We start from the raw sequence: 20,384 nt of genomic DNA, 5'->3' as shown, positions 1-20,384 counted from the left end.
TTGACTACCACATTATATTTTTATAAGTTTCATCATTCAATGAACGGACAATTTCAGTAACAAGACGGATAGAATTTTCATAATCATCCACATTGAGTACCGATACATTAGAGTGCATGTATCGTAACGTGACACCTATTGTCATCGTTGGAATACCTTCATTTGCGACATGAATACTTCCCGCATCTGTACCTCCACCTGGTGTCGTATCCCATTGTACTTCGATGTTATGTTTCTTAGCTACACCTTTAATATGCTTGCGCAAACCTTGGTGCGCAATACTTGTAGCATCCATCATAATAACAACTGGACCACCGCCTAGTTTACTATCGCTCGTTTGACCTGACATACCTGGGGTATCATAAGCAATACCCACATCGACGGCTATCGCCAAATCTGGTTTAATTGTATTCGCTGCCACTTTCGCACCACGTAACCCAACTTCTTCTTGCACTGTGGCACCACTGTATAAGTTAATGCCAATATTTTCATCTTTTAAACGTTTTAATACCTCAACAGCTAATGCACAGCCATAGCGATTATCAAATGCTTTCGCAGTTAAATATTTATTATTTGCAAGCACTTCAAATTCACTATATGGCGTAACCATATTGCCTACTTCAACGCCAGCTTCTTCAGCTTCTTCCTTGCTACTAACACCAATATCTATAAACATATTTTTGATTTCCATCGGCTTTTTACGTTCTTCAGGCGTTAAGACATGCGGCGGTTTAGAACCGATGATACCTCTAATTTCTTTGCCTGAATCTGTTGTAATCGTTACTTTTTGAGATAGCATGACTTGATTCCACCATCCACCAACTGGCGTAAATGAAATAAAACCATGTTTATCAATCTTTGTTACCATAAAACCAACTTCATCCATATGACCAGAAATCATAATTGAGTATTGACCATTCTCAGCATTTTTCTTTCCAAAAATGCCACCCAAGTTATCTTCAATAATTTGATCACTGACAGGCTCTATATAGTTACGCATTGCTTCTTTAACTTGCATTTCATAACCAGCAATGCCGTTTACATCTGTTAAATGTTTAAGTAATTTGACTGACTGATTCATGTTATTCATCCTCCTGTATTTCAACTTAAAACTATTGTATCACTAACTTTCAGAAAAACGTTCCCTACCGCTTTATCGTTTTCATGCTTAAATATTTTTAACTTTTTGTGAGAAGTACACTTAAAAAACCTCATATCTTCAAAAAAATGACAAAATTTAAATTTTTGAATAACATCATTTTTTAGTAAATGTTATAATTTCTTTATAATACAAATATCGAAAGAAGGCGACTGACTTTGAAAAAATTATGTTCATTAATTGTAGTAGCATTAGTTTGTATCATTGCATTATCAGCTTGTGGTAAAGAACAAACCAAAACATATGAAGGTGATGTTAGTGGTAAACATGTACTAACTTCTATCACATATAAAGATGATAAAGTTTTAAAACAGTCTACAATCAACACAATTAAATATGACGATCTAGGTATGGATAAAGACGAAGCCAAAAAGTTATTCGCCAAATCTGAAAGTATTTTCAAAGACCTTAAAGGCGTAAAATACAATGTAGACTATAAAGATAAAAAAGCAATTGAACACTTAGACATAGATTACACAGAAGTTGACATGAAAAAATTAAATAAACGTCTTGGTGTTTCAACTAAAGAAAATAAAGATATTAGTTTTGAAAAACTTGAAAAGCAATTAAAGCACAGAGGCTTAAAAGAAAAAGATAAAATGGACGACAAATAGTTTATAACATAAAAATGCCCTCAGATAAGACTAAGGTTACAAACCTTAATTCATATTCTGAGGGCTTTAATATTTGAAATTCTTGTGTGACCAACATCCACTACTAATATAAAATTATTTGCAGTAACGCTAAAATCCGCTGCTTTCATTTTCCCGAAATAAATAAGTTAACTAATGAGTTTTAATTTATAATCATGTATCGTTTGCAATTCACCATCGACTTTTCGATATACAATATGATCAGCAGTAATTTCTGTAGGACTGGATACGCCAACAGCTGCTGCAATATTGAATAAGCCTTCATGCAAACTTGTTACATAGTTTGTGACACGATATTGCTTTTCTCCAACAATCAATGCTTTTTCTTTTTTCGCATCTGTCGTTGCAACACCTACAGGACATGTATTCATATGACATTGTTGACTCATAATACAACCGACACTAATCATCATGCCACGTGCAATATTAACAAAATCTGCACCTAAACCTAGTGCAATCGCAATTTTATCTGGTGTCACTAACTTACCAGATGCCGCCAATTTCACTTTATCTCGAATACCATATTTTTCTAACATGCCAGACACAATAGGTAGAGCTGTAAATAGCGGTAATCCAACACCATCTTGTAATTCTTGGAATGTTGCACCAGTACCACCTTCACCACCATCAATCGTAATAAAGCTTGGATACTTATCTAATTCCACCATCGTACGTACAAGTGTTTCAATTTCTGAAACTTTGCTTACTACAATTTTGAATCCTACTGGTTTTTGACCTAATTGCTGCAACTGATCGACGAAACGAATCAAATCTTCAGCATTATGAATAAATTCGTAACGGTTAGGTGAATTGATTGTTTTATAAGGTTCAACATTTCGGATTTTAGCAATTTCTTCGTTTACCTTTTCAGCTTCCATATGACCACCACGAGTCTTAGCACCTTGTGCCAACTTCAGCTCAAATGCACGTACGTTAGATAACTGTGCGACCTCTTTAAATAAACCTTCACTAAAATTACCTTCCTTATCACGAACACCAAATAAACCGGGACCAATTTGGAAAATGATATCCCCATTACCTTTTAAATGATATTCTGATAAGCCACCTTCACCTGTATTCATCCAAGTGCCCGCTTTAGCTAGACCTTTAGATAAAGCTGTAATGGCATTTTTTCCTAATGCTCCATAACTCATACCAGATTGCCCTACGATACGTTTTAAAATAAACGGATGTTTTAAATGTTCACCTAATTTTATTGCATGATCATCACTTAAGTAATACGGATCAATCTTTGTCGGTACACGATATTCTTCACGACTAAATAAACGCTCATTCGCGATTTTATAAATGAATGTTGATAACAATGTTGTATTATCTACTGAAATCTCATTACGTTGCATCGGAAACATTGTGTTCTGTATGTAAAAGCCGTCTTGATAATCTTTAGTAGTACCGAAGCTGGTCATACGAGAGTTATATTTTCCAGCCAAAACGATATTTTTATAATCATTACGTGAAAAAGGTTTCCCTTCATTATCCCCAGAAAATAAATACTGACGTAATTCCGGTCCCATTTTTTCTGAAATATATCTAATACGTGCTAGTAAAGGATAATTCCTTAATACACTATGTTGTGATTGTCTTTTATCTTTAATTAACCAAATAAGCCCGATAACCATGACCGTAAGTAGGAAGCCTATAATGATAATATTAACTATAAATTGCATGACTGTAAGAAACGTCATTACAATCCCTCCCCCAAAATTTCAATTCAATATTTATGATACACCTTACAAAATAAAACACAATGGAAGCGCTTCATTTTATAAAACAATTTTATGATATGTTTTTCATTTTAAATTTTAATGTATAAAACATACAATACAAAGTAATATGTGCTAAAGTATATATATATAATACAACTATTTAAGAGGTATACTATGTCAAATACAAATAAACATTACATAGAAGAAGAATACGCTACCGAACAATCGCGTTTTTTCAAACGTGATATTGGATTTATTTTCCTTTATATATTTTTGGTTAACATCTTGCCAATCATTATCGTTTTTTTAACTTTTGGGTTAGTAGCTGTATTCACTCAACAAGCCCCATGGGGTTTCTCTTTTCCTATTTCAATGAACATCAGCTATTTACTCGCAGTTATTATTTCACTAGCTATTTTTCGTCGGATGCATGAAGATGCATTTGTTCCAATGATACGTTCGCAAATCGTTGCCAGTGCTAAATATAAATGGCATATTCTTATATCATTTACATTAAGTATCGTACTCTTTTTACTTTTAAATCATTTCGATATTTTCGCACTAAATGTAGATTCCTTTACTGTCTTTGACATTTACCCGCTCATTAGAGAATATGGTTCCATCAGTTTAATAGCTATATTTTCGTTAACCATTATATTAAATACTTTGATTTGTCAACTTATTTTCCGTCATATTTTAATTCAAGAATTAAGCAGATTAATACCTTTAAAGATTACAATAGTATTATCCGTTATCCTTGAAACACTGTACTATTATCCATACATTAATACATGGTGGGAATTCATTCCAGCATTGATACTAGCTAGTAGTGCGACTTACTTATATTTAAAATCAAACCGTAATTTTATGGTGAGCTATTTCTATCAATTAGCAGTTATACTCGTTTTGCATATTTTCATGTAAAATTTTTCAGAATATTATCCATTATCCATACACATCAAAAAGCACACTTAAAAGTCAGTATCACAACTCACTTTTAAGCGTGCTTTATTTAGATATACTGTCGTTCTAAAAACGAGCCATATAGAGAGCTTGAGACATAAATCAATGTTCAATGCTCTACAAAGTTATATTGGCAGTAGTTGACTGAACGAAAATGAGCTTGTAACAAGCTTTTTTCAATTCTAGTCAACCTTGCCGGGGTGGGACGACGAAATAAATTTTTCGAAAATATCATTTCTGTCCCACTCCCATGAATCGCCATGCTCAATATACCTTTTAAAATTTAAATATTTATTAACTTAATATGCTTTAATTCACTTCATTAAAGACTATTTGCTGGGCGTGGTGTTGGTTTTTTCAATAAACTCATAATCATTATTACAATGACTAACATACCACAAATTAGATACATCCATTTAAATCCTACTAAATCGGAAATAGGTCCCATCAATGCGCCACCTAACGATATACCTAAGTCTGCACAGGCAATAAATAAACCTAACAACATATTACGACCTACTTTTGGTAAGACGAAACTTAAGTATGATGTTAATGTTGGATACACCATTGCTTGTGTCATTCCTATTAATATTGCACTACCATAGAAAATAATTGCACCTACTTGCGGACCAAATGCCACTACAAATGACGCGATCACTAATAATGATAGTACAGATACCATATATTTAGGATGCCACATACCATCTGACGGAATGTATTTCCTTAAGTAAAATCTTGCCGCAACAACTGCGATGGCCTGTATTGTCAAAAAGATTCCCGCATTCGCGAATCCTAAACTCACTGTGTATAACGGTACAAATGTACTAACTGCACCAAATACAATCGATGCAACAATCATGATAATACCACTGTTCAACAACTCTTTATTTTTGAAAAATTGCGCAAAAACAGTTACAGCGTTAAACGGCATTTTTTCAATCTTATCTGACGTATCGGGTTCCTGTTCAGCAAAGGTCACGCGATAGCCAAAGAATGTTGTTGTTAATGCGATAAAGATAATGACAATTGCAAATAGTGAAATATTATTTGCATTCCAAATACCTACGGCAACTAATGGTCCGATTAAGTTTGGAATCGTTGAAAATAGCGAGTACAATGATACACCTTCAGAACGATGTTCCTCTGGTAATGCATCAATAATACCTAGCTGTAAAGACATAGAAAAGAATGCCGTACACACACCTTGCATAACACGTGCTACGAAATAACCTTCTAAGCCAGTAAAACCATAAATAATTAAAGCTATGGCATTGATAATCAAAATAATTCTTAATACTTTAATGGGACCGACACGAGCAATAATTTGTCCTGCCCATGGTCGAAATACCATTGCTGTTAACATGTATGCCCCCATAACGATACCGATAACCGTATTCGTTGCGCCTAAATCATGCCCTCGTAAAGGTATAAACACGTTTAAGATTGCATTGGCACTAAAGAACATCAATGTTAATATATATAATCTCAAAAAGGGCCAAGCCATTGCACCTTTCATTATCTCACTCCTTAGAATGATAGTTGTTTTTCTATTAATTCTCTTGTATAAGCATTGTCACTTTTATGCAATGCGCTTGTCGGAATTTGTTCTTCTATTTTTCCGTTTTTAAAAATAATTAATTGATCACATAAATACGTGGCAGCTTGAATATCATGTGTGATAAAAATATAACTCAACTGACGCGTTTCACGTAAATGAATCAATAAATCTAATATTTGTGTTTGAATTGACATGTCGAGTGAACTAATGGCTTCATCAAACAAAATATATTTAGGGTTAATACATATTGCGCGCGCAATCGCAACACGCTGTGCCTCTCCACCTGATAACATATTAGGGTATTTATCCATGTATGCCTTAGATAGACCGACTTCTTCCAACAATGTAATTGCTTGGACTTCCATAACATCTTTAGGTTGTCCATCACATTGACACATCACTTCAAATAAGATCTCTCTAACAGTCTGAAATGGGTGTAATGATGACGTATAATCTTGAAATACCGCACCAATTTGATGACGTCTCACTTTCTTCTTATGCATCGGTTGATCATTTAAGGTTACACAGCCTTTATCCGGTTTCTCAATACCTAATATCATACGACTCAATGTCGATTTACCGCTACCACTTTCTCCGATAATCGCAATCGTCGCACCGATTGGACACTCAAATGACACACCTTTCACGATAGGTGTTCGACGACGCTTAAAAACATGTGCGCTTTGATATGACTTTTCAACATCTTTAATTTTAATCATGTACATCACCCCTCATCACATGTTTAAAATGATCATTAATCTTCTTCTTAGTGGATAATAAATACTTCGTATAAACATGTTCTGGATGATGCAAGACTGATTCACGCGTACCATGCTCAATCAGTTGACCATTTTTCATCACAACAACACGGTCTGCAATCTTGTTAATAACCGTTAAATCATGTGAAATGAAAATCATCGCACAGTCAAAGTGTTTTTTAATATCTATAAATGCTTCCAGTACATCATATTGTGTAATTGTATCTAAAGCCGTTGTCGGCTCATCAGCAATGATTAACTTTGGTTTCAAAGCTAACGCTAAAGCAATCATCAATCGCTGTAACATTCCTCCTGATAACATGTAAGGATATGATTTTAATATACGTTTGGGATCTTTCAAACTTAAATAATCCATATATTCAATCAATGTCTTTTCAATTTCTTGTGTAGACATTGACGTATGTACTTTCATAGTCTCAAACATTTGTTTACCGACAGTAGTTGATGGGTCAAAGGCACGACTACCTTGTTGCATGACCATCGCAATATCTTTACCACGGTATTTTTTCAATTGTGCTTCCGATAACGACAACATTGGCTTACCATCAAAGGTTATATCACCTGTTACGCGTAATCGTTCTGGATTTAAACCTACAATCGATTTGCATGTAATTGATTTACCGCTACCACTTTCTCCAATAACGCCTAAAGTTTCACCCTTAGTTAATGTAAAATTCACATCACTCACGAGTGGTTGATCCGTCCAGGTATCTGTAATCGTCAAATGCTTAACTGTTAACAATGTCATGATTGCACCACTCCTTTTTTCACAGAACGAAGTTTATCTTTAGAAGAAATGCGGGGATCAATGGCAATTTGTAAAGCATCAGATAAGAAGTTAAATGCCATCACTATAATCACTATGGCAATACCTGGCGCAAACATCATTTCAGGATGTGTAAACATCACTTTTCTAGCTTCGTTAAGCATCATACCCCACTCTGCAGTAGGCGCTTTGACACCTAATCCTAAAAATGAAAAGCCAGATATTTGCAAGATCATTGAACACATCGAACTACTAGAAATGATAGCAATATCTGCTAATGTTAACGGCATAATATGTTTGTGAATAATTTTCATATCATTCATACCGATTGTTTTAGCAAATCTTACATGGTCAGAAGCAGTGTACTGCATAACACTTGTACGTATAACACGACAGAACCATGCCCAACGCGTCAATATAAATGCCATGATAATATTTTCGGCACCCATACCAAACAATGCAATCAATGCTAACGTTACAACATAACTTGGGAATGCCAACATAACATCACACGCACGCATGATTAAGGCGTCAACAAACCCTTGGAAATATCCTGATAAGAATCCTAAAATAGACCCAATAAGTACAGAAACAAATAGCGCAACAAAGACATATAACAAACTTGGTCTAATCGCATAAATTAACCTAGTTAAAATATCTCTACCTAAATGGTCCGTACCTAGTAGATGTTGAAAACTCATGCCAGCAAATTTGTTTGCTGTATCAATATGGTTAGGATCATAAAATGTCACAAGTGGTGCTGCTAATCCTAAAAAGACATATAATACAATAATGCCTAAAGCAATCACTGCACCTTTATCTTGTAATAATCGTTTTAAAATTATCATCGTGCGCCCTCCCTTAATCTTGGATTTAATAGCGCATTAATGATATCTGCTAATGTATTAAATACAATAAATAATACCGCTACAATTAATACATATGCTTGAATGACTGGAAAATCATGTTCAAGTATTGCTTTTAAACTTAATTGACCTAGTCCAGGCCATGCAAAGATATACTCGATAACAACTAGTCCACCCATTATCATTGGTATAGACATACAAAAGATTGATACCGCAACTTGTAAAGCATTACGCAACACATGCAACATTAATGTGATAGATTTCACACCGCTTGCTCTTAAATAAAGTACATAATCTTCATTTAATTGTTCCACCATCGAGCGTCTAACATTTCTAAAGTAAATACCAGCATAGGCAATCGTAATAACGATCACTGGCAATATGTAACTTTCTGGACCTGTTAATCCAGAAGTCGGCAATATGTTTAACTTCACTGAAACGTAAATAATAAGTATTGAAGCTATCCAATATGATGGTAATGCAGTTAGAAAGAAAGCCACTGAACGTATCGCACGATCAGTGAACTTTCCTCTTTTTAATGCACTAACTACACCTAAAATAATTGATGTAATCATCACCATAACACTTGAAATTATTGTTAATTTCAATGTATTCATAAATGCTGGACCAATGCGTTCAGCAACAGGATCACCTGTAATGTAGCTTGTACCAAAATTAAATTGCATCGCTTCAAGTAACCAATTTTTATATTGAATTAATAATGGATCATTGAAACCGTACTTCTCATTCGTTTCTGCAATCAACTCTGGTGTTACATTTGGCGTTCCTTGTGCATGTAAAATTGTCACAGCTGGATTTTCATTTGTAATATACGTCAATAGAAATGTCATAAAACTTACTACAATCATCAATGGAAACATGAGCGCAATACGTTTTAAGATAAATTTGAACATCTAAACGCTCCTTTATTTATACTGCATTTCATTGAATGGTAATTCGTACTGTGATTGTGTGAATGATACTTTTTCTAAATCTTTCGGCGCAACAACTGTCATACTACCGTGTGAAATAGGGATAAAGATACCTTCATCATCAATTTGTTTCAAAATGTTTTTATAAGCGTCTGAACGCTCTTTACCGTTTTGGATCTTAAATGCGTCATCAATGCTGTTGTATATTTTATCTTTGTTTTCAATGCCTGATGTTGCACTTTCATAACCATTTTTCGCTTTAAATGCTGCAATAGTACTTTGTGGATCGTACAATAATCCCCAAGTTTGGTTGAACATTAAGTCATAATCACCAGAAGTACGACGTTCAGCAATTTTATCTGATGTTTCGCCATTGATGTTTAACTTAATACCCATTTTCTTAAATTCTGCTTGTAAGTATTCTGCTTGTTCTTTTTGACTTGAAGAACCTTTGTCATAGTACATTGCCATTTCAAGGTTTTTACCATCTTTTTGACGAACATCGCTGTCTTTACCTTTCTTCCAACCAGCTTCATCTAATAATGATTCTGCTTTTTTAAGGTCATACTTACGTGTTGGCATATCGAAATTAATGTCTGTTACATTTTTCGCAAATAATTGAGTTGCTGGTTTTTCTTGACCATCTAAAATTTCTTTGGCAATTTTATCTCTGTTTACCATATGACCAATCGCTTGTCTGACTGTTTTGTCACTGACAGCGTTATCTTTTTTACCAGAATTGACAACTAACATTTTCGTATTCATAGGTTGACTACGCTTAACTTGATAGTCACCAGTATCTTTCAATTGTTTTAAAGAGTCTTTGTCTAAGCTATCTGTACCTCTATCATCTGTGAAGGCAAAGTTCGTTTCACCTTTTTTCATTGATAGGAATGCTGTTTCACCAGCAGGCATTACTTTTGCTTGTACTTTGTTAAGTTTAGACTTTTCGCCCCAGTATTGATCATTTTTGTTAAAGTCTGCAGACTCATCTTTTTTGTGTTCACCTAATTTAAATGGACCAGTACCATCGAACTTTTTAACGCCATCTTTTGTTGTGCCGTTTTTAAAGTCTTTTGGAGACACAAATACATATGGACGAGGCATCGCTAATTCAGCCAATGCAGGTTGATATGCTTCTTTCAAATTCAATTCAACCGTGTACTTATCTTTAACTTTAACATTGTCAATTAATGTTGAAATCTTTAACCAAGAATGCAATTTTTTGTTTTCTTGAACTGCGTCAATATTTTTCTTAACTGCGTCAGCATCAAATGGCGTACCATCATGGAATTTAACGTCATCTCTCAAATGGAACGTGTATGTTTTCCCATCTTCAGACACATCCCATTTTTTAGCTAATAAAGGCTTAATCCCATCTTTCGTGTTACGTACAAGCGGCTCGTATATCATACTTTCAGCAGACATCGATCCACCGTAAACATGCGGGTTCATATCCCCGATATCTTTAACCGTCGTATACGTTAATTGCTTGTTTTCTTTTTTCTCCTCTAAACCTTTATTACCGCCACAACCAGTTAAAATTAGCCCTGATGCAAGTAACATTGCACTCATTTTAGTTAGTTTTCTCATTTGCTTTTCCTCTTTCTAAATTGATAAGTTGCATTACTTAATCAAATCGTAATGATTATTTTTCTCAATTATTTGCTTATTTTTATGTAAATGTCAAACATAATTCAATAATTTTTTTCTATTATAAAACTTCAAACCCTTATTATGAAAGCGTTCTATTGATTTCCAAAAATTTTGTGACGAGTGCTTTATCTTCTTCAAATAAATTTGTATTAAATTGAGAAGATAAGTGTTGATCTTGATGCATATCCTTGTATGCCTGGCAACTTGCTTCATAGCGAGTTAGGAACTGATCAATCATTGGCGTTTGGATACCTAGCATTTTCCCAATATGCTGAATCATCGCTGTTCTGTAATAATCCTCACTTGGCATTCTTGGAATTTGAACAACATCCTGTTCATTTTTATAGACTTGCTTAAATGGTACAGCTGAAAAATCAAAGTAATGTCCGTTTTCGTCTGGCTGTGAAAATGGATCAATAAGGATTGCGGTATATCTTACATAAAGCAGATATTCTTGTAAGATATCTGGCAAGATTTCGAAATGCTCAATATCACCTTCATCCAAAGTTTCAGGACGTACTGGATAATTTTCCTTCACCATAAATTGAAGCAGGTTGACTGACGGCACTCTAAATGCTTGTAAAATAGCCATCATTTCCTTCCACATTAAACGCATTTCACGGATTAATGTCATCGTTATCGGTCCTTCAGGAAATAACTTATACACATAAACCGGTACATCCGTTCCTTCGAAAATGGCTTTCAATGAAAAGTCATTCATAAATAGTGGTGGGTGCACATAAAGCGAACTGTTACGTGTTTCAGCATGCAGTGGCGATTCAACGACTTCTAATTGAATCTTCAACTGCTCAGCTAAAGCAGAGATTCGTTGACACATTGTTGAGTTTGAATGTGTCGATCCCATGTACAATTTCTTTTTTACACCTGTTGTCAACACATGATTAGGTGCTTCTTTATCAACAATACGTGTATCGCCAAGATAAGTTGAAAATGAAATCACTTCGATATCCTGACTGAACTTAGACATAAATTGTTCCACAATCATTTGCGATCCAAATGTCGGTGAAATTAAAATGACATGTTTGACACTTTGCAAAGTTTCTAACGACAATTGCTGTAGTGTGTCATAATAAGCATCTGCTGTGCATGCCATGACAACCGTTTCGTATTCACCCTTAACGTTTTTTACATCTTTATACAAACGATTAATTTCAAACTTACCTTCCAGATGTTGATGCGCCTCGTTTTGTATTTTGACTTCAAATTGTTTCTCTTTTTTATACGCTTGATATAAGCGTTTTGATTTTTCTGATGTTGAGGCACGTCCAACCATATCAATCTCATAATCTGATTTTAAATAGCAAATATTCGCTAATTGGATTGCGACCGGACCAGTGCCTATCATTAATAATTTAGACATCCGTAATACCTACCTTTATAGCTGCTTTTTTATAAAGTGCTATATCAAAAATTTGCTGTGGTCTCATATGTTTATTCACACATTGCCACTTATCTTCCGCTGTTTCTTGTGACGGATAATTAAATATTGCTTTGATGCCATCACCAAAACGCATTGCAACTACGACATTTTCATTTGTTAAATCATATAATTCTTCTAAAATGCTGTACTTTAAAGGAATTGTCGAGCTGAATATGATATGCGTCACATCTTTGATATCTTTAAGTTCAGATACCTTTTGATCCGTAATTGTTATATCTTCATTTGGTGCTAAGACGTTAACGATTCTGCGTCCTAGGTCAACGGCTTGTGGATCAATATCAATACCGATAACTGAAGCACCTGTTTCTTTTGCTACTTGAATTAACGTCATTGGATATGCACCTGAACCAACTAACAATAATTTGTCATGGCTAGCTATACTACATTGTCCAAACTCTTCATCAATACAGTGTTCTATATTGTCAAAGTAACCTGTGGTAGACGCCTGTCCGTCTAATAGACGTCTAGCTCTAATGACTTCCACTTGTTTAACACACTGCGCTGTAATATATTGCAGTGATTTTATTAATTGTGCTTTTTCTTCAACGTCACGCCAAGCATTAAATTGTTGTTCATAAATAGGATTTAAAATAAATTCACTATAGTCGTCCATCAATGTTTCTAATGCTTCGATATATTGATCGTCTTGTAATACACGCTCGTAATGCGCTTCAAACTTTTCTAAATATTGTTGTAATATCAATTTGATTTCATTATTAAAGTTATTCATTGTAGGCTCCTTATTCTATATATGCTTTTCCTGTAGCTACAGTTGTAACCTGTCCTTTAATTGAAGTTTGATATCCCAATTGATGACATCGCTTTGATGTCACTAAAATACTGCCCCCTGGCTGATGTACTGTAAAATCTTTGCATGCGTCATTACGTTGATAATTATTAAAAACCCCAATTGATGCTGTACCAGAACCACAGCTATTTTCCCAAATTAAACTTTGTATTTCTGGTATATAGATTAATGGCTGTAAAAATTGACGTTGTTCATCAAAAAGCATCATACCTACTGTTTTATATTTGTGATTCCATTGTTGCTCACGCACATATGTTTCAACCAAATGTTGAATTTCTGTTGTTACTTGATTAACTGGAATCACATAATGTACATATGTTTCATAAATAATTTCTATTGCTTTCCATGAATGATTACCCATATTAATTGTTGTTGGCACAACACGATGGGCTTGTGGCATTTGAACTTCATAGTATTGGCAATCATGAATTGCACATTGCACTAAATCCGAACAGCCAGATACCTTCACCTTAAACTGTTGGTCTTTAAGCAAATGACTTTCCTGCAAATGATGTATATATGACATCGTCGCATTACCGCAAAATTCATTACCGCTCATGACTAAGTGAAAATCATTGCCATCATCATTTTGTGTTGATTCTATAAAGCCTACCTGTTCACAACATACATGTGTTGCGGCCATCAACTGATTGGCGATAGATGCATATTCACTAGCATCATGTTTTGAATGAACAAGTATCGTCATATTCCCCGAAGGATTATACTTAGAAAATTCTATAACCTGCCGATTCATACGACACTCCTTTAGATGTATTTTTTAGAGCCTCTGTAATTTTAATTACTAGAGGCTCTTATGCAGTTGTTGCGAAGCAAACAACTGTATTCCTCTATACCTGTAATTTTTTAGAAGATGAACCTAATAGTTTCCCATTTATTAGGTAAGTCATGCTAATCCGCAAAGTGGAAAGCATGACTTAGTAATCGGTTGTTGCATCAACATGCAACCGTAAACCTTATTTAAAGTTGCTTCTTGTGGCTCTACAAGCGAATGCAGTTGTCCGTTAACTACATTCACTTAGATGCTTTTACAGTTTTCACCTCAACTAAAACTTCAAAAAAGTTGCAGAAAACAAATCGTAACTATTACGATTTGATTATATACTATATTAGTTGAGAATCATTGTCAATAAAGGTTGTAAATGAATGCTCATTTATAATTTGTGAATCCCTCCATAAACATCGTATTCTCAGCACATTCAAGTCTTTTTGAAAATTTTTATCAATAATTGAGTAGAAGTTCCGTTCTCGTCAGTTCAAAATTTTACGTAAGTTGTCTCTGCGTATTGGTTTAGTGAGAATAACCCACACTAGTGGAAACGTCCTTTTGTTAATCTACAATGGATACCCTTGTCTTTCGCTAACATTTCCTATTACCAATCCTGTAACGGATTTTCATCGTCAAGTTGTTACCCATGCAATGCGCACCAAAAAAGCTTTGTACAATTTCGTACAAAGCTTTAAAAATTCAAATAAAAATATCATTATTTTAATGAACTAGCCATATCAGATTTTATTTCGTTTGCTAATACTTGTAATTCAGGGAAATAATTATTAGCAAAGCCAATTATTATTTTATTTTTTACAAACGTGTTAATCTCTCGATCTTCTGGAATCGTATTTCCTATTAAATTCAAAAGCTCACTATGACTTATGTTCTCTATACTTACTGTATTTAAATATTTTAAAATCGCAAGATGCAATTCATCAAATACTTCATGTTCAAAATCAAAGTCCAATAATAATAAACTAACGGAATTAGTTTCTAACTGATTACCTCCAATTTTATCTGCAATCTCTCTTATAGCTTGATATAGCAATCTAAAACTTTCTTTTTCTTTTAACATAAAATTCTCCTTAATTTATTAGAATAGACAAAATACAACTTATTTTAAAGATACTCCAAAAGTTCGAACTCGAGATTCTGATAAATTAGATGCACGACCTACAATACGTTAAAACTAGCCTTAAGCAATACACTTCAAATGAACAATATGTGATTTTCAAAGATTAATTAATCTCCGCTTCATATGCCTGTCATTGTGACAATATGCATACATTGCCTACTTCATGCCAAATTATTTTCCGCTGGATATCGATTTTAAAACAATTATTCCAATGTCCGCTTCCACGAATCATCACTCAACATCTCGCCAGGCCATGTGTAATCCATAACACCACCGTCAATGCGAATTGTTTCACCAGTAATAAATGAACTCTCATCAGATGCTAAAAAGACAACGAGCTTGCCTACTTCTTCTGGTTTACCTAAACGTCCCAGCGGTGTCATCCATTTCTGATTTTCTCTGAATGCTTCGCCTTCCTTATCTTCGCTAGTACCTGTCAGTTTATCTACTAACGGGGTTTCAATCGTACCTGGTGCAATTGCATTAGCTCGAATGCCATCTCTACCATATTCTATTGCAATGGATTTAGTAAAATTAATCACTGCCCCTTTCGCAGCATTATATCCTGAGCGATACAAATCTGCTGCCTGTCCTGAAAATGAAGATGTGTTAACAATAGAGCCACCTTTAGTCATCATTAAAGGTAACATCATTTTCGTCATTAAAAATGTCCCACGCATATCTACATTCATAATCTTGTCATATACGTCTGTTGGATACTCATGAATTCTACCAGCCGCATTATCCACACCGGCATTATTAAATAACACATCAACATGCCCAAACTGTTCTCTAATTTCTGATGCAAAATTGTCAATTTGTTGTTCGCTTGCAATATCCACAACATAAGCCTTTGCTTTGTCACCATTACTTTTAATTTTATCGACAGTCTCCGATACCGCTTCAGCTATGTCTACCGCCAATACATACGCACCTTCTTGAGCTAAAGCGATTGCAGAAGCTTGTCCGATACCTGTACTTGCTCCTGTTACGACTGCAACTTTATTTTCCAAACGTTTCATTCAGTCACTCCTATACAACATATCTTAAACTTACAGTCCTTATTTTCCACTGTTCAATGCTTCATAAACCTTATAGCTAAGTCTCCAGGCAGTCTTAGCTACTCTCTGCTATAGAATTTCTATTGAATAACTCAAAATATTTAACAATATTAGATTTTTCATTTTCTGAAAATTGTTACTTTTGAGAGTATTTTTTGTTACACTTTAAATATTTAACAAAGGGGGGGAATCATTGATGACATCAAAACATCAACAAAAGGGGTCTATCGTCAATCGTTTCTTGAATAGTGTTGAAAAAATTGGAAATAAATTGCCAGATCCTAGCGTCTTATTCTTTTTAATGTGTGTGGGCTTAGCCATTATGACGTGGGTTATCTCATTATTTAATGTATCTGTTAAGCATCCAGGTACGCATCAAACCATTTATATTAAAAATATAATTAGCCATGATGGATTTACGATGATAATGAATGATACGATTAAAAATTTCTCAGAGTTCCCAGCATTAGGCTTAGTACTAGCAGTGATGATTGGTATTGGTGTTGCAGAGAAAACAGGATACTTCGACAAGTTAATGATTTCTGTTGTGAATCGCGCACCACGTTTCTTAATTTTACCGACTATTATATTAATTGGTATTTTAGGTAGTACAGCCGGCGATGCTGCTACAATTATCTTGCCGCCGCTCGCAGCGATGCTTTTTATTAAAATTGGCTATCACCCTATCGCTGGACTAACGATGGCATATGCTTCCGCTGTAGGTGGCTTTGCCGCAAATATAGTTGTTGGTATGCAAGATGCTTTGGTCTATTCATTTACAGAACCAGCAACACGTATCGTTTCAGAATCTATTAAAACAAACGTTGCTATGAACTGGTACTTTATCGCAGCGAGTGTCGTTGTATTACTTCCTACGATATTGCTAGTTACAACTAAACTGATTATTCCTAGGTTAGGTCAATATGATGATCGTTTAATGCATGATGATCATGAAGAAACGTCTTCACATATTACTGACAAAGAAGCACATGCTTTAAAATGGGCAAATATCAGTTTCATAGTCACAATTATTTTATTAATTATTACAGCTATTCCTGAACATAGCTTTTTAAGAAATGCTAAAACAGGCAGCTTACTAGACGATGCGCCATTAATTAACGGTGTCGGATTAATTATTCTTGTTGTATTTTTAGTACCTGGATTAGTTTATGGGATTTTAAGCAAAGAAATTAAAAATACAAAAGACTTAGGTAAAATGTTCGGCGATGCTGTAGGATCAATGGGAACATTTATCGTTATTGTGTTTTTTGCAGCACAGCTACTTGCATATTTAAAGTGGAGTAATTTAGGAATTATCGCTGCTGTTAAAGGTGCCAAATTATTAGAACATCAAAACGGTATTGTATTGATACTAGGTATTATTGTACTGAGTGCAATGGTCAACATGTTAATCGGAAGCGCATCGGCTAAATGGGGTATTTTAGGACCGATATTCGTACCAATGTTAATCCTTATCGGCTTTCACCCCGCATTTACACAAGTCATTTACCGTGTAGGAGATTCAATTACCAATCCAATTACACCGATGATGCCGTACTTACCTTTACTATTAACTTATGCACAAAAATACGATAAACGCATGAAACTCGGAGCCTTACTTTCTAGTTTAATGCCGTATTCAATCGCGCTAAGTATTGTGTGGACAGTATTTGTCATTATTTGGTTCTTATTAGGTATCCCTGTTGGACCAGGTGGACCGATATTCGTTAAATAACAGCACTCAAGGGGATAAATTAAAATGCCACTATACATGATTTGACCTGTATAGTGGCATGATTTGTTATGATATAGCGTTCGAGATGAAACTCTGTATTTATATGAACAATTATAGTTTATCACTAATAATATTTAGTCTGTTCCAACCGTTAATTTGGTTTACAACAAAGACAAGATCAATAATTTGTTCTTCATCATAAAATGATTTTAGCCGGTCAATAATTTCAAACTTCTTAAAGTCTTTGATTGAATTTAACATTTCTGCAAATTCAAGCGTCACTTTTTCTTGATCAGTAAATAAATCTAAATGTCTAAAACTCAAGACTTCATCAATTTTCATTTGCGTTACACCCAATTCCTTTAATTCTTTTTTATGGATATCAACACAATAATGACAACCGTTAATTTTAGAAATTAATAACTTAATCAATGCACTAAGTTCATCATTAACGGGTGATTGATGAATAAACTTTTCACCTTGGCTCATTACAGACATTAACTCTCCATTTTGTTTCTTGTAATTATACGGCATTTGCAATCTCTCCTTCTTTACATTGTTTAATATCAATCCAGTGATACTACACTTCGAACAATATTTGATAGAATTTGAAATTCTGTATAACATCTTGTCAATCTGTGCTTTAGTTAAAACATTTAGCGCTTATATTTAAAAAATATATAAAATATGAAAACAGATTGAAAGGATATTATACCTTGCTCTACCCTTTTTTATAAAAAATCACACACATTTGAGAAAATTTGATAATGTCAATAAATCACGTCATCGCCATTGTTATTCGGTATATAATGTTTTTATAATGGTCAAACTATTATTTCATTTACATTAATGGGGTTTACTTGTGTTAATGTACTGTAAAAAACTGGCGAAGTATTGGTGATGATGAGGTGATTGATATTAATTGCGAAACACCTTCGATAGCAATGAAATAGATTATTGGAAGATTAAATCAAAAATAAAGAAGACCCTAGTGGCCTTCTTTTTTATCTAATTCTTCTTTGATTTTTTCTGGTGATTTTAATTGATTTGCTGGTTTTAGTAATTCACTTAATTTTTCACTTTCTATCATATCTCCACCAAATTGATAATTATGTTCTGGAGACCCATATGCAACAAAATCATCTTTTTTGTTTTCATTGATGTAACCTTCAATTACTGCATCTCCCATAGGTCCTCTTTTTAAACTTGTGAAATGTACAGATTTGATGGTATTGGATTCTTTGGTATTATGCTTGAGATAAAGTGTAATGCGCTCTTGTTGTTCTTTATAATAAATTGCTTTTTGTTTTTCTTTTTCATCATATTTCATTTTAAAATGTATGACCGTAGCGACTATACATATACATAAAATAACACCAATAATTATAAAAACATGTTTTTTGGTCATTAAACCATCTCCAAATTTTAGTGATTCTTCTTTTTATTTAGTTCTTTTTTATATCATCAGGTGACTTTCTTTCATGTGCTGGTTTTAATAATTTATCTACTCCTTCACTTTTTATCATAGCGCCACCAAATTGATAATTATGTTCAGGTGTAGCATAAGCAACAAAATCATCTTTTTTGTTTTCGTTTATGTATCCTTCAATCACAGCACTTCCCATAGGACTTGTTTCCAAGTTAGTGAAATGTACAGATTTGATCGTGTTCGGTTCTATAGTATTATGCTTGAGATAAAGTGTAATGCGCTCTTGTTGTTCTTTATAATAAATTGCCTTTTGTTTTTCTTTTTCGTCATATTTCATTTTAAAATGGATACCTGCAATAAGCATACATACGCATAAAACAACACCAATGATTATAAAACCGTGTTTTTTGGACATTAAAGTAACTCCTAACTTTAGTGACTCTTCTTTTTATTTAGTTCTTTTTTTATATCATCTGGTGATTTTCTTTCATGTGCTGGTTTTAGTAATTCACTTAATCTTTCACTTTTAATTAAATCACCACTAAATTGAAAGTCATTTTCCGGGGTAGAATAGGCAACAAAATCATCTTCTTTATTTTCATTGATGTATCCTTTAATCACTGCACTTCCCATAGGACTTGTTTCCAAGTTTGTGAAATGTACAGATTTGATGTTATTGGGTTCTTCGGTATTATGCTTGAGATAAAGTGTAATGCGCTCTTGTTGTTCTTTATAATAAATTGCTTTTTGTTTTTCTTTTTCATCAATTTTAATTTTTAAATAGACACACACAATAATAATTAATATAATTAACATAATACTAGTTAATATTAAAATTTTCTTTTTCAACATATATCACCAGCTCCTAAAATGCGGTGGAATTTTATACAGTTTACATAATTATG

20 protein-coding genes and 1 pseudogene are annotated in these 20,384 nt (G+C 33.9%); 3 read left to right on the top strand and 18 right to left on the bottom strand.

The window, feature by feature from the left end:
* Positions 1-4: 4 nt before the first annotated feature.
* Entirely contained in the window at positions 5-1,081 is a 1,077-nt protein-coding gene (locus ACXQH5_RS05295; RefSeq protein WP_001076677.1) for a M42 family metallopeptidase, read from the bottom strand.
* Between the two features lie 236 nt (positions 1,082-1,317).
* On the opposite strand from ACXQH5_RS05295, the gene ACXQH5_RS05290 reads away from it, so the two are divergent.
* Positions 1,318-1,773 carry a YehR family lipoprotein gene (locus tag ACXQH5_RS05290; protein WP_000732085.1) on the top strand — a complete coding sequence of 152 codons (456 nt, stop codon included), beginning with the start codon at positions 1,318-1,320 and terminating at the stop codon, positions 1,771-1,773.
* 167 nt (positions 1,774-1,940) lie between these two features.
* Here the strand turns inward: ACXQH5_RS05290 and ACXQH5_RS05285 are convergent, their stop codons facing one another.
* On the bottom strand, positions 1,941-3,518 hold the full coding sequence (locus tag ACXQH5_RS05285; protein WP_000143488.1) for an FMN-binding glutamate synthase family protein: 1,578 nt from the start codon (positions 3,516-3,518) through the stop codon (positions 1,941-1,943).
* A 195-nt stretch (positions 3,519-3,713) separates the two neighbouring features.
* Between ACXQH5_RS05285 and lnsB the strand changes: the two genes are divergently transcribed.
* Positions 3,714-4,463, top strand: a complete 750-nt coding sequence (gene lnsB, locus ACXQH5_RS05280; RefSeq protein ID WP_000072452.1) for a CPBP family lipoprotein N-acylation protein LnsB — start codon at positions 3,714-3,716, stop codon at positions 4,461-4,463.
* Positions 4,464-4,824: 361 nt separating this feature from the next.
* Here lnsB and cntE read toward each other — a convergent pair whose 3' ends face one another.
* The 12 genes from cntE to ACXQH5_RS05220 all read right to left on the bottom strand — a co-directional run bounded on the left by cntE (position 4,825) and on the right by ACXQH5_RS05220 (position 16,276).
* The gene (cntE, locus tag ACXQH5_RS05275; RefSeq protein WP_000675402.1) at positions 4,825-6,018 is read right to left on the bottom strand and encodes a staphylopine family metallophore export MFS transporter CntE; all 1,194 of its coding nucleotides are present in this window, start codon (positions 6,016-6,018) and stop codon (positions 4,825-4,827) included.
* An 11-nt stretch (positions 6,019-6,029) separates the two neighbouring features.
* A complete protein-coding gene (locus ACXQH5_RS05270; RefSeq protein WP_000590515.1) occupies positions 6,030-6,779 on the bottom strand; it encodes an ABC transporter ATP-binding protein in 750 nt (249 codons plus the stop codon).
* Complete coding sequence (gene cntD / locus ACXQH5_RS05265; protein ID WP_000173873.1) at positions 6,772-7,587, bottom strand: staphylopine uptake ABC transporter ATP-binding protein CntD; 816 nt, start codon at positions 7,585-7,587, stop codon at positions 6,772-6,774. Before cntD ends, ACXQH5_RS05270 begins: the two co-directional genes overlap by 8 nt.
* Entirely contained in the window at positions 7,584-8,453 is an 870-nt protein-coding gene (gene cntC, locus ACXQH5_RS05260; RefSeq protein ID WP_000584765.1) for a staphylopine uptake ABC transporter permease subunit CntC, read from the bottom strand. The genes cntD and cntC overlap by 4 nt, the downstream gene beginning before the upstream one ends.
* Positions 8,450-9,385 (bottom strand): nickel/cobalt ABC transporter permease, encoded by a 936-nt coding sequence (opp1B, locus tag ACXQH5_RS05255; protein WP_000472235.1) that lies wholly within the window; start codon positions 9,383-9,385, stop codon positions 8,450-8,452. Before opp1B ends, cntC begins: the two co-directional genes overlap by 4 nt.
* A gap of 12 nt (positions 9,386-9,397) precedes the next feature.
* The gene (gene cntA, locus ACXQH5_RS05250; protein WP_001229077.1) at positions 9,398-10,996 is read right to left on the bottom strand and encodes a staphylopine-dependent metal ABC transporter substrate-binding lipoprotein CntA; all 1,599 of its coding nucleotides are present in this window, start codon (positions 10,994-10,996) and stop codon (positions 9,398-9,400) included.
* Positions 10,997-11,138: 142 nt separating this feature from the next.
* Complete coding sequence (gene cntM / locus ACXQH5_RS05245; RefSeq protein ID WP_000040590.1) at positions 11,139-12,440, bottom strand: staphylopine dehydrogenase CntM; 1,302 nt, start codon at positions 12,438-12,440, stop codon at positions 11,139-11,141.
* Complete coding sequence (cntL, locus tag ACXQH5_RS05240; protein WP_001058840.1) at positions 12,433-13,251, bottom strand: D-histidine (S)-2-aminobutanoyltransferase CntL; 819 nt, start codon at positions 13,249-13,251, stop codon at positions 12,433-12,435. The genes cntM and cntL overlap by 8 nt, the downstream gene beginning before the upstream one ends.
* A gap of 10 nt (positions 13,252-13,261) precedes the next feature.
* Positions 13,262-14,083, bottom strand: a complete 822-nt coding sequence (cntK, locus tag ACXQH5_RS05235) for a histidine racemase CntK (protein WP_001081690.1) — start codon at positions 14,081-14,083, stop codon at positions 13,262-13,264.
* A gap of 150 nt (positions 14,084-14,233) precedes the next feature.
* Positions 14,234-14,365 (bottom strand): hypothetical protein, encoded by a 132-nt coding sequence (locus ACXQH5_RS05230; RefSeq protein ID WP_001791265.1) that lies wholly within the window; start codon positions 14,363-14,365, stop codon positions 14,234-14,236.
* A gap of 466 nt (positions 14,366-14,831) precedes the next feature.
* Complete coding sequence (locus tag ACXQH5_RS05225) at positions 14,832-15,194, bottom strand: hypothetical protein (protein WP_000910582.1); 363 nt, start codon at positions 15,192-15,194, stop codon at positions 14,832-14,834.
* Positions 15,195-15,457: 263 nt separating this feature from the next.
* The gene (locus ACXQH5_RS05220) at positions 15,458-16,276 is read right to left on the bottom strand and encodes an SDR family oxidoreductase (protein WP_000824935.1); all 819 of its coding nucleotides are present in this window, start codon (positions 16,274-16,276) and stop codon (positions 15,458-15,460) included.
* A 235-nt stretch (positions 16,277-16,511) separates the two neighbouring features.
* On the opposite strand from ACXQH5_RS05220, the gene ACXQH5_RS05215 reads away from it, so the two are divergent.
* Complete coding sequence (locus tag ACXQH5_RS05215) at positions 16,512-18,050, top strand: AbgT family transporter (RefSeq protein WP_000202040.1); 1,539 nt, start codon at positions 16,512-16,514, stop codon at positions 18,048-18,050.
* A gap of 111 nt (positions 18,051-18,161) precedes the next feature.
* Here ACXQH5_RS05215 and ACXQH5_RS05210 read toward each other — a convergent pair whose 3' ends face one another.
* The 4 genes and pseudogenes from ACXQH5_RS05210 to ACXQH5_RS05195 form a co-directional block, all read right to left on the bottom strand.
* Positions 18,162-18,584, bottom strand: a complete 423-nt coding sequence (locus ACXQH5_RS05210) for a carboxymuconolactone decarboxylase family protein (protein ID WP_001146762.1) — start codon at positions 18,582-18,584, stop codon at positions 18,162-18,164.
* A 454-nt stretch (positions 18,585-19,038) separates the two neighbouring features.
* Positions 19,039-19,458 carry a DUF1433 domain-containing protein gene (locus tag ACXQH5_RS05205; protein WP_000162194.1) on the bottom strand — a complete coding sequence of 140 codons (420 nt, stop codon included), beginning with the start codon at positions 19,456-19,458 and terminating at the stop codon, positions 19,039-19,041.
* Positions 19,459-19,475: 17 nt separating this feature from the next.
* A pseudogene (locus ACXQH5_RS05200) lies at positions 19,476-19,894 on the bottom strand (DUF1433 domain-containing protein).
* A 17-nt stretch (positions 19,895-19,911) separates the two neighbouring features.
* On the bottom strand, positions 19,912-20,331 hold the full coding sequence (locus tag ACXQH5_RS05195) for a DUF1433 domain-containing protein (RefSeq protein ID WP_000914135.1): 420 nt from the start codon (positions 20,329-20,331) through the stop codon (positions 19,912-19,914).
* Positions 20,332-20,384: the final 53 nt, after the last annotated feature.

The sequence above is a fragment of the Staphylococcus sp. SA22 genome, from assembly GCF_054165785.1.
This window is presented reverse-complemented; position numbering and strand designations above follow the sequence as displayed.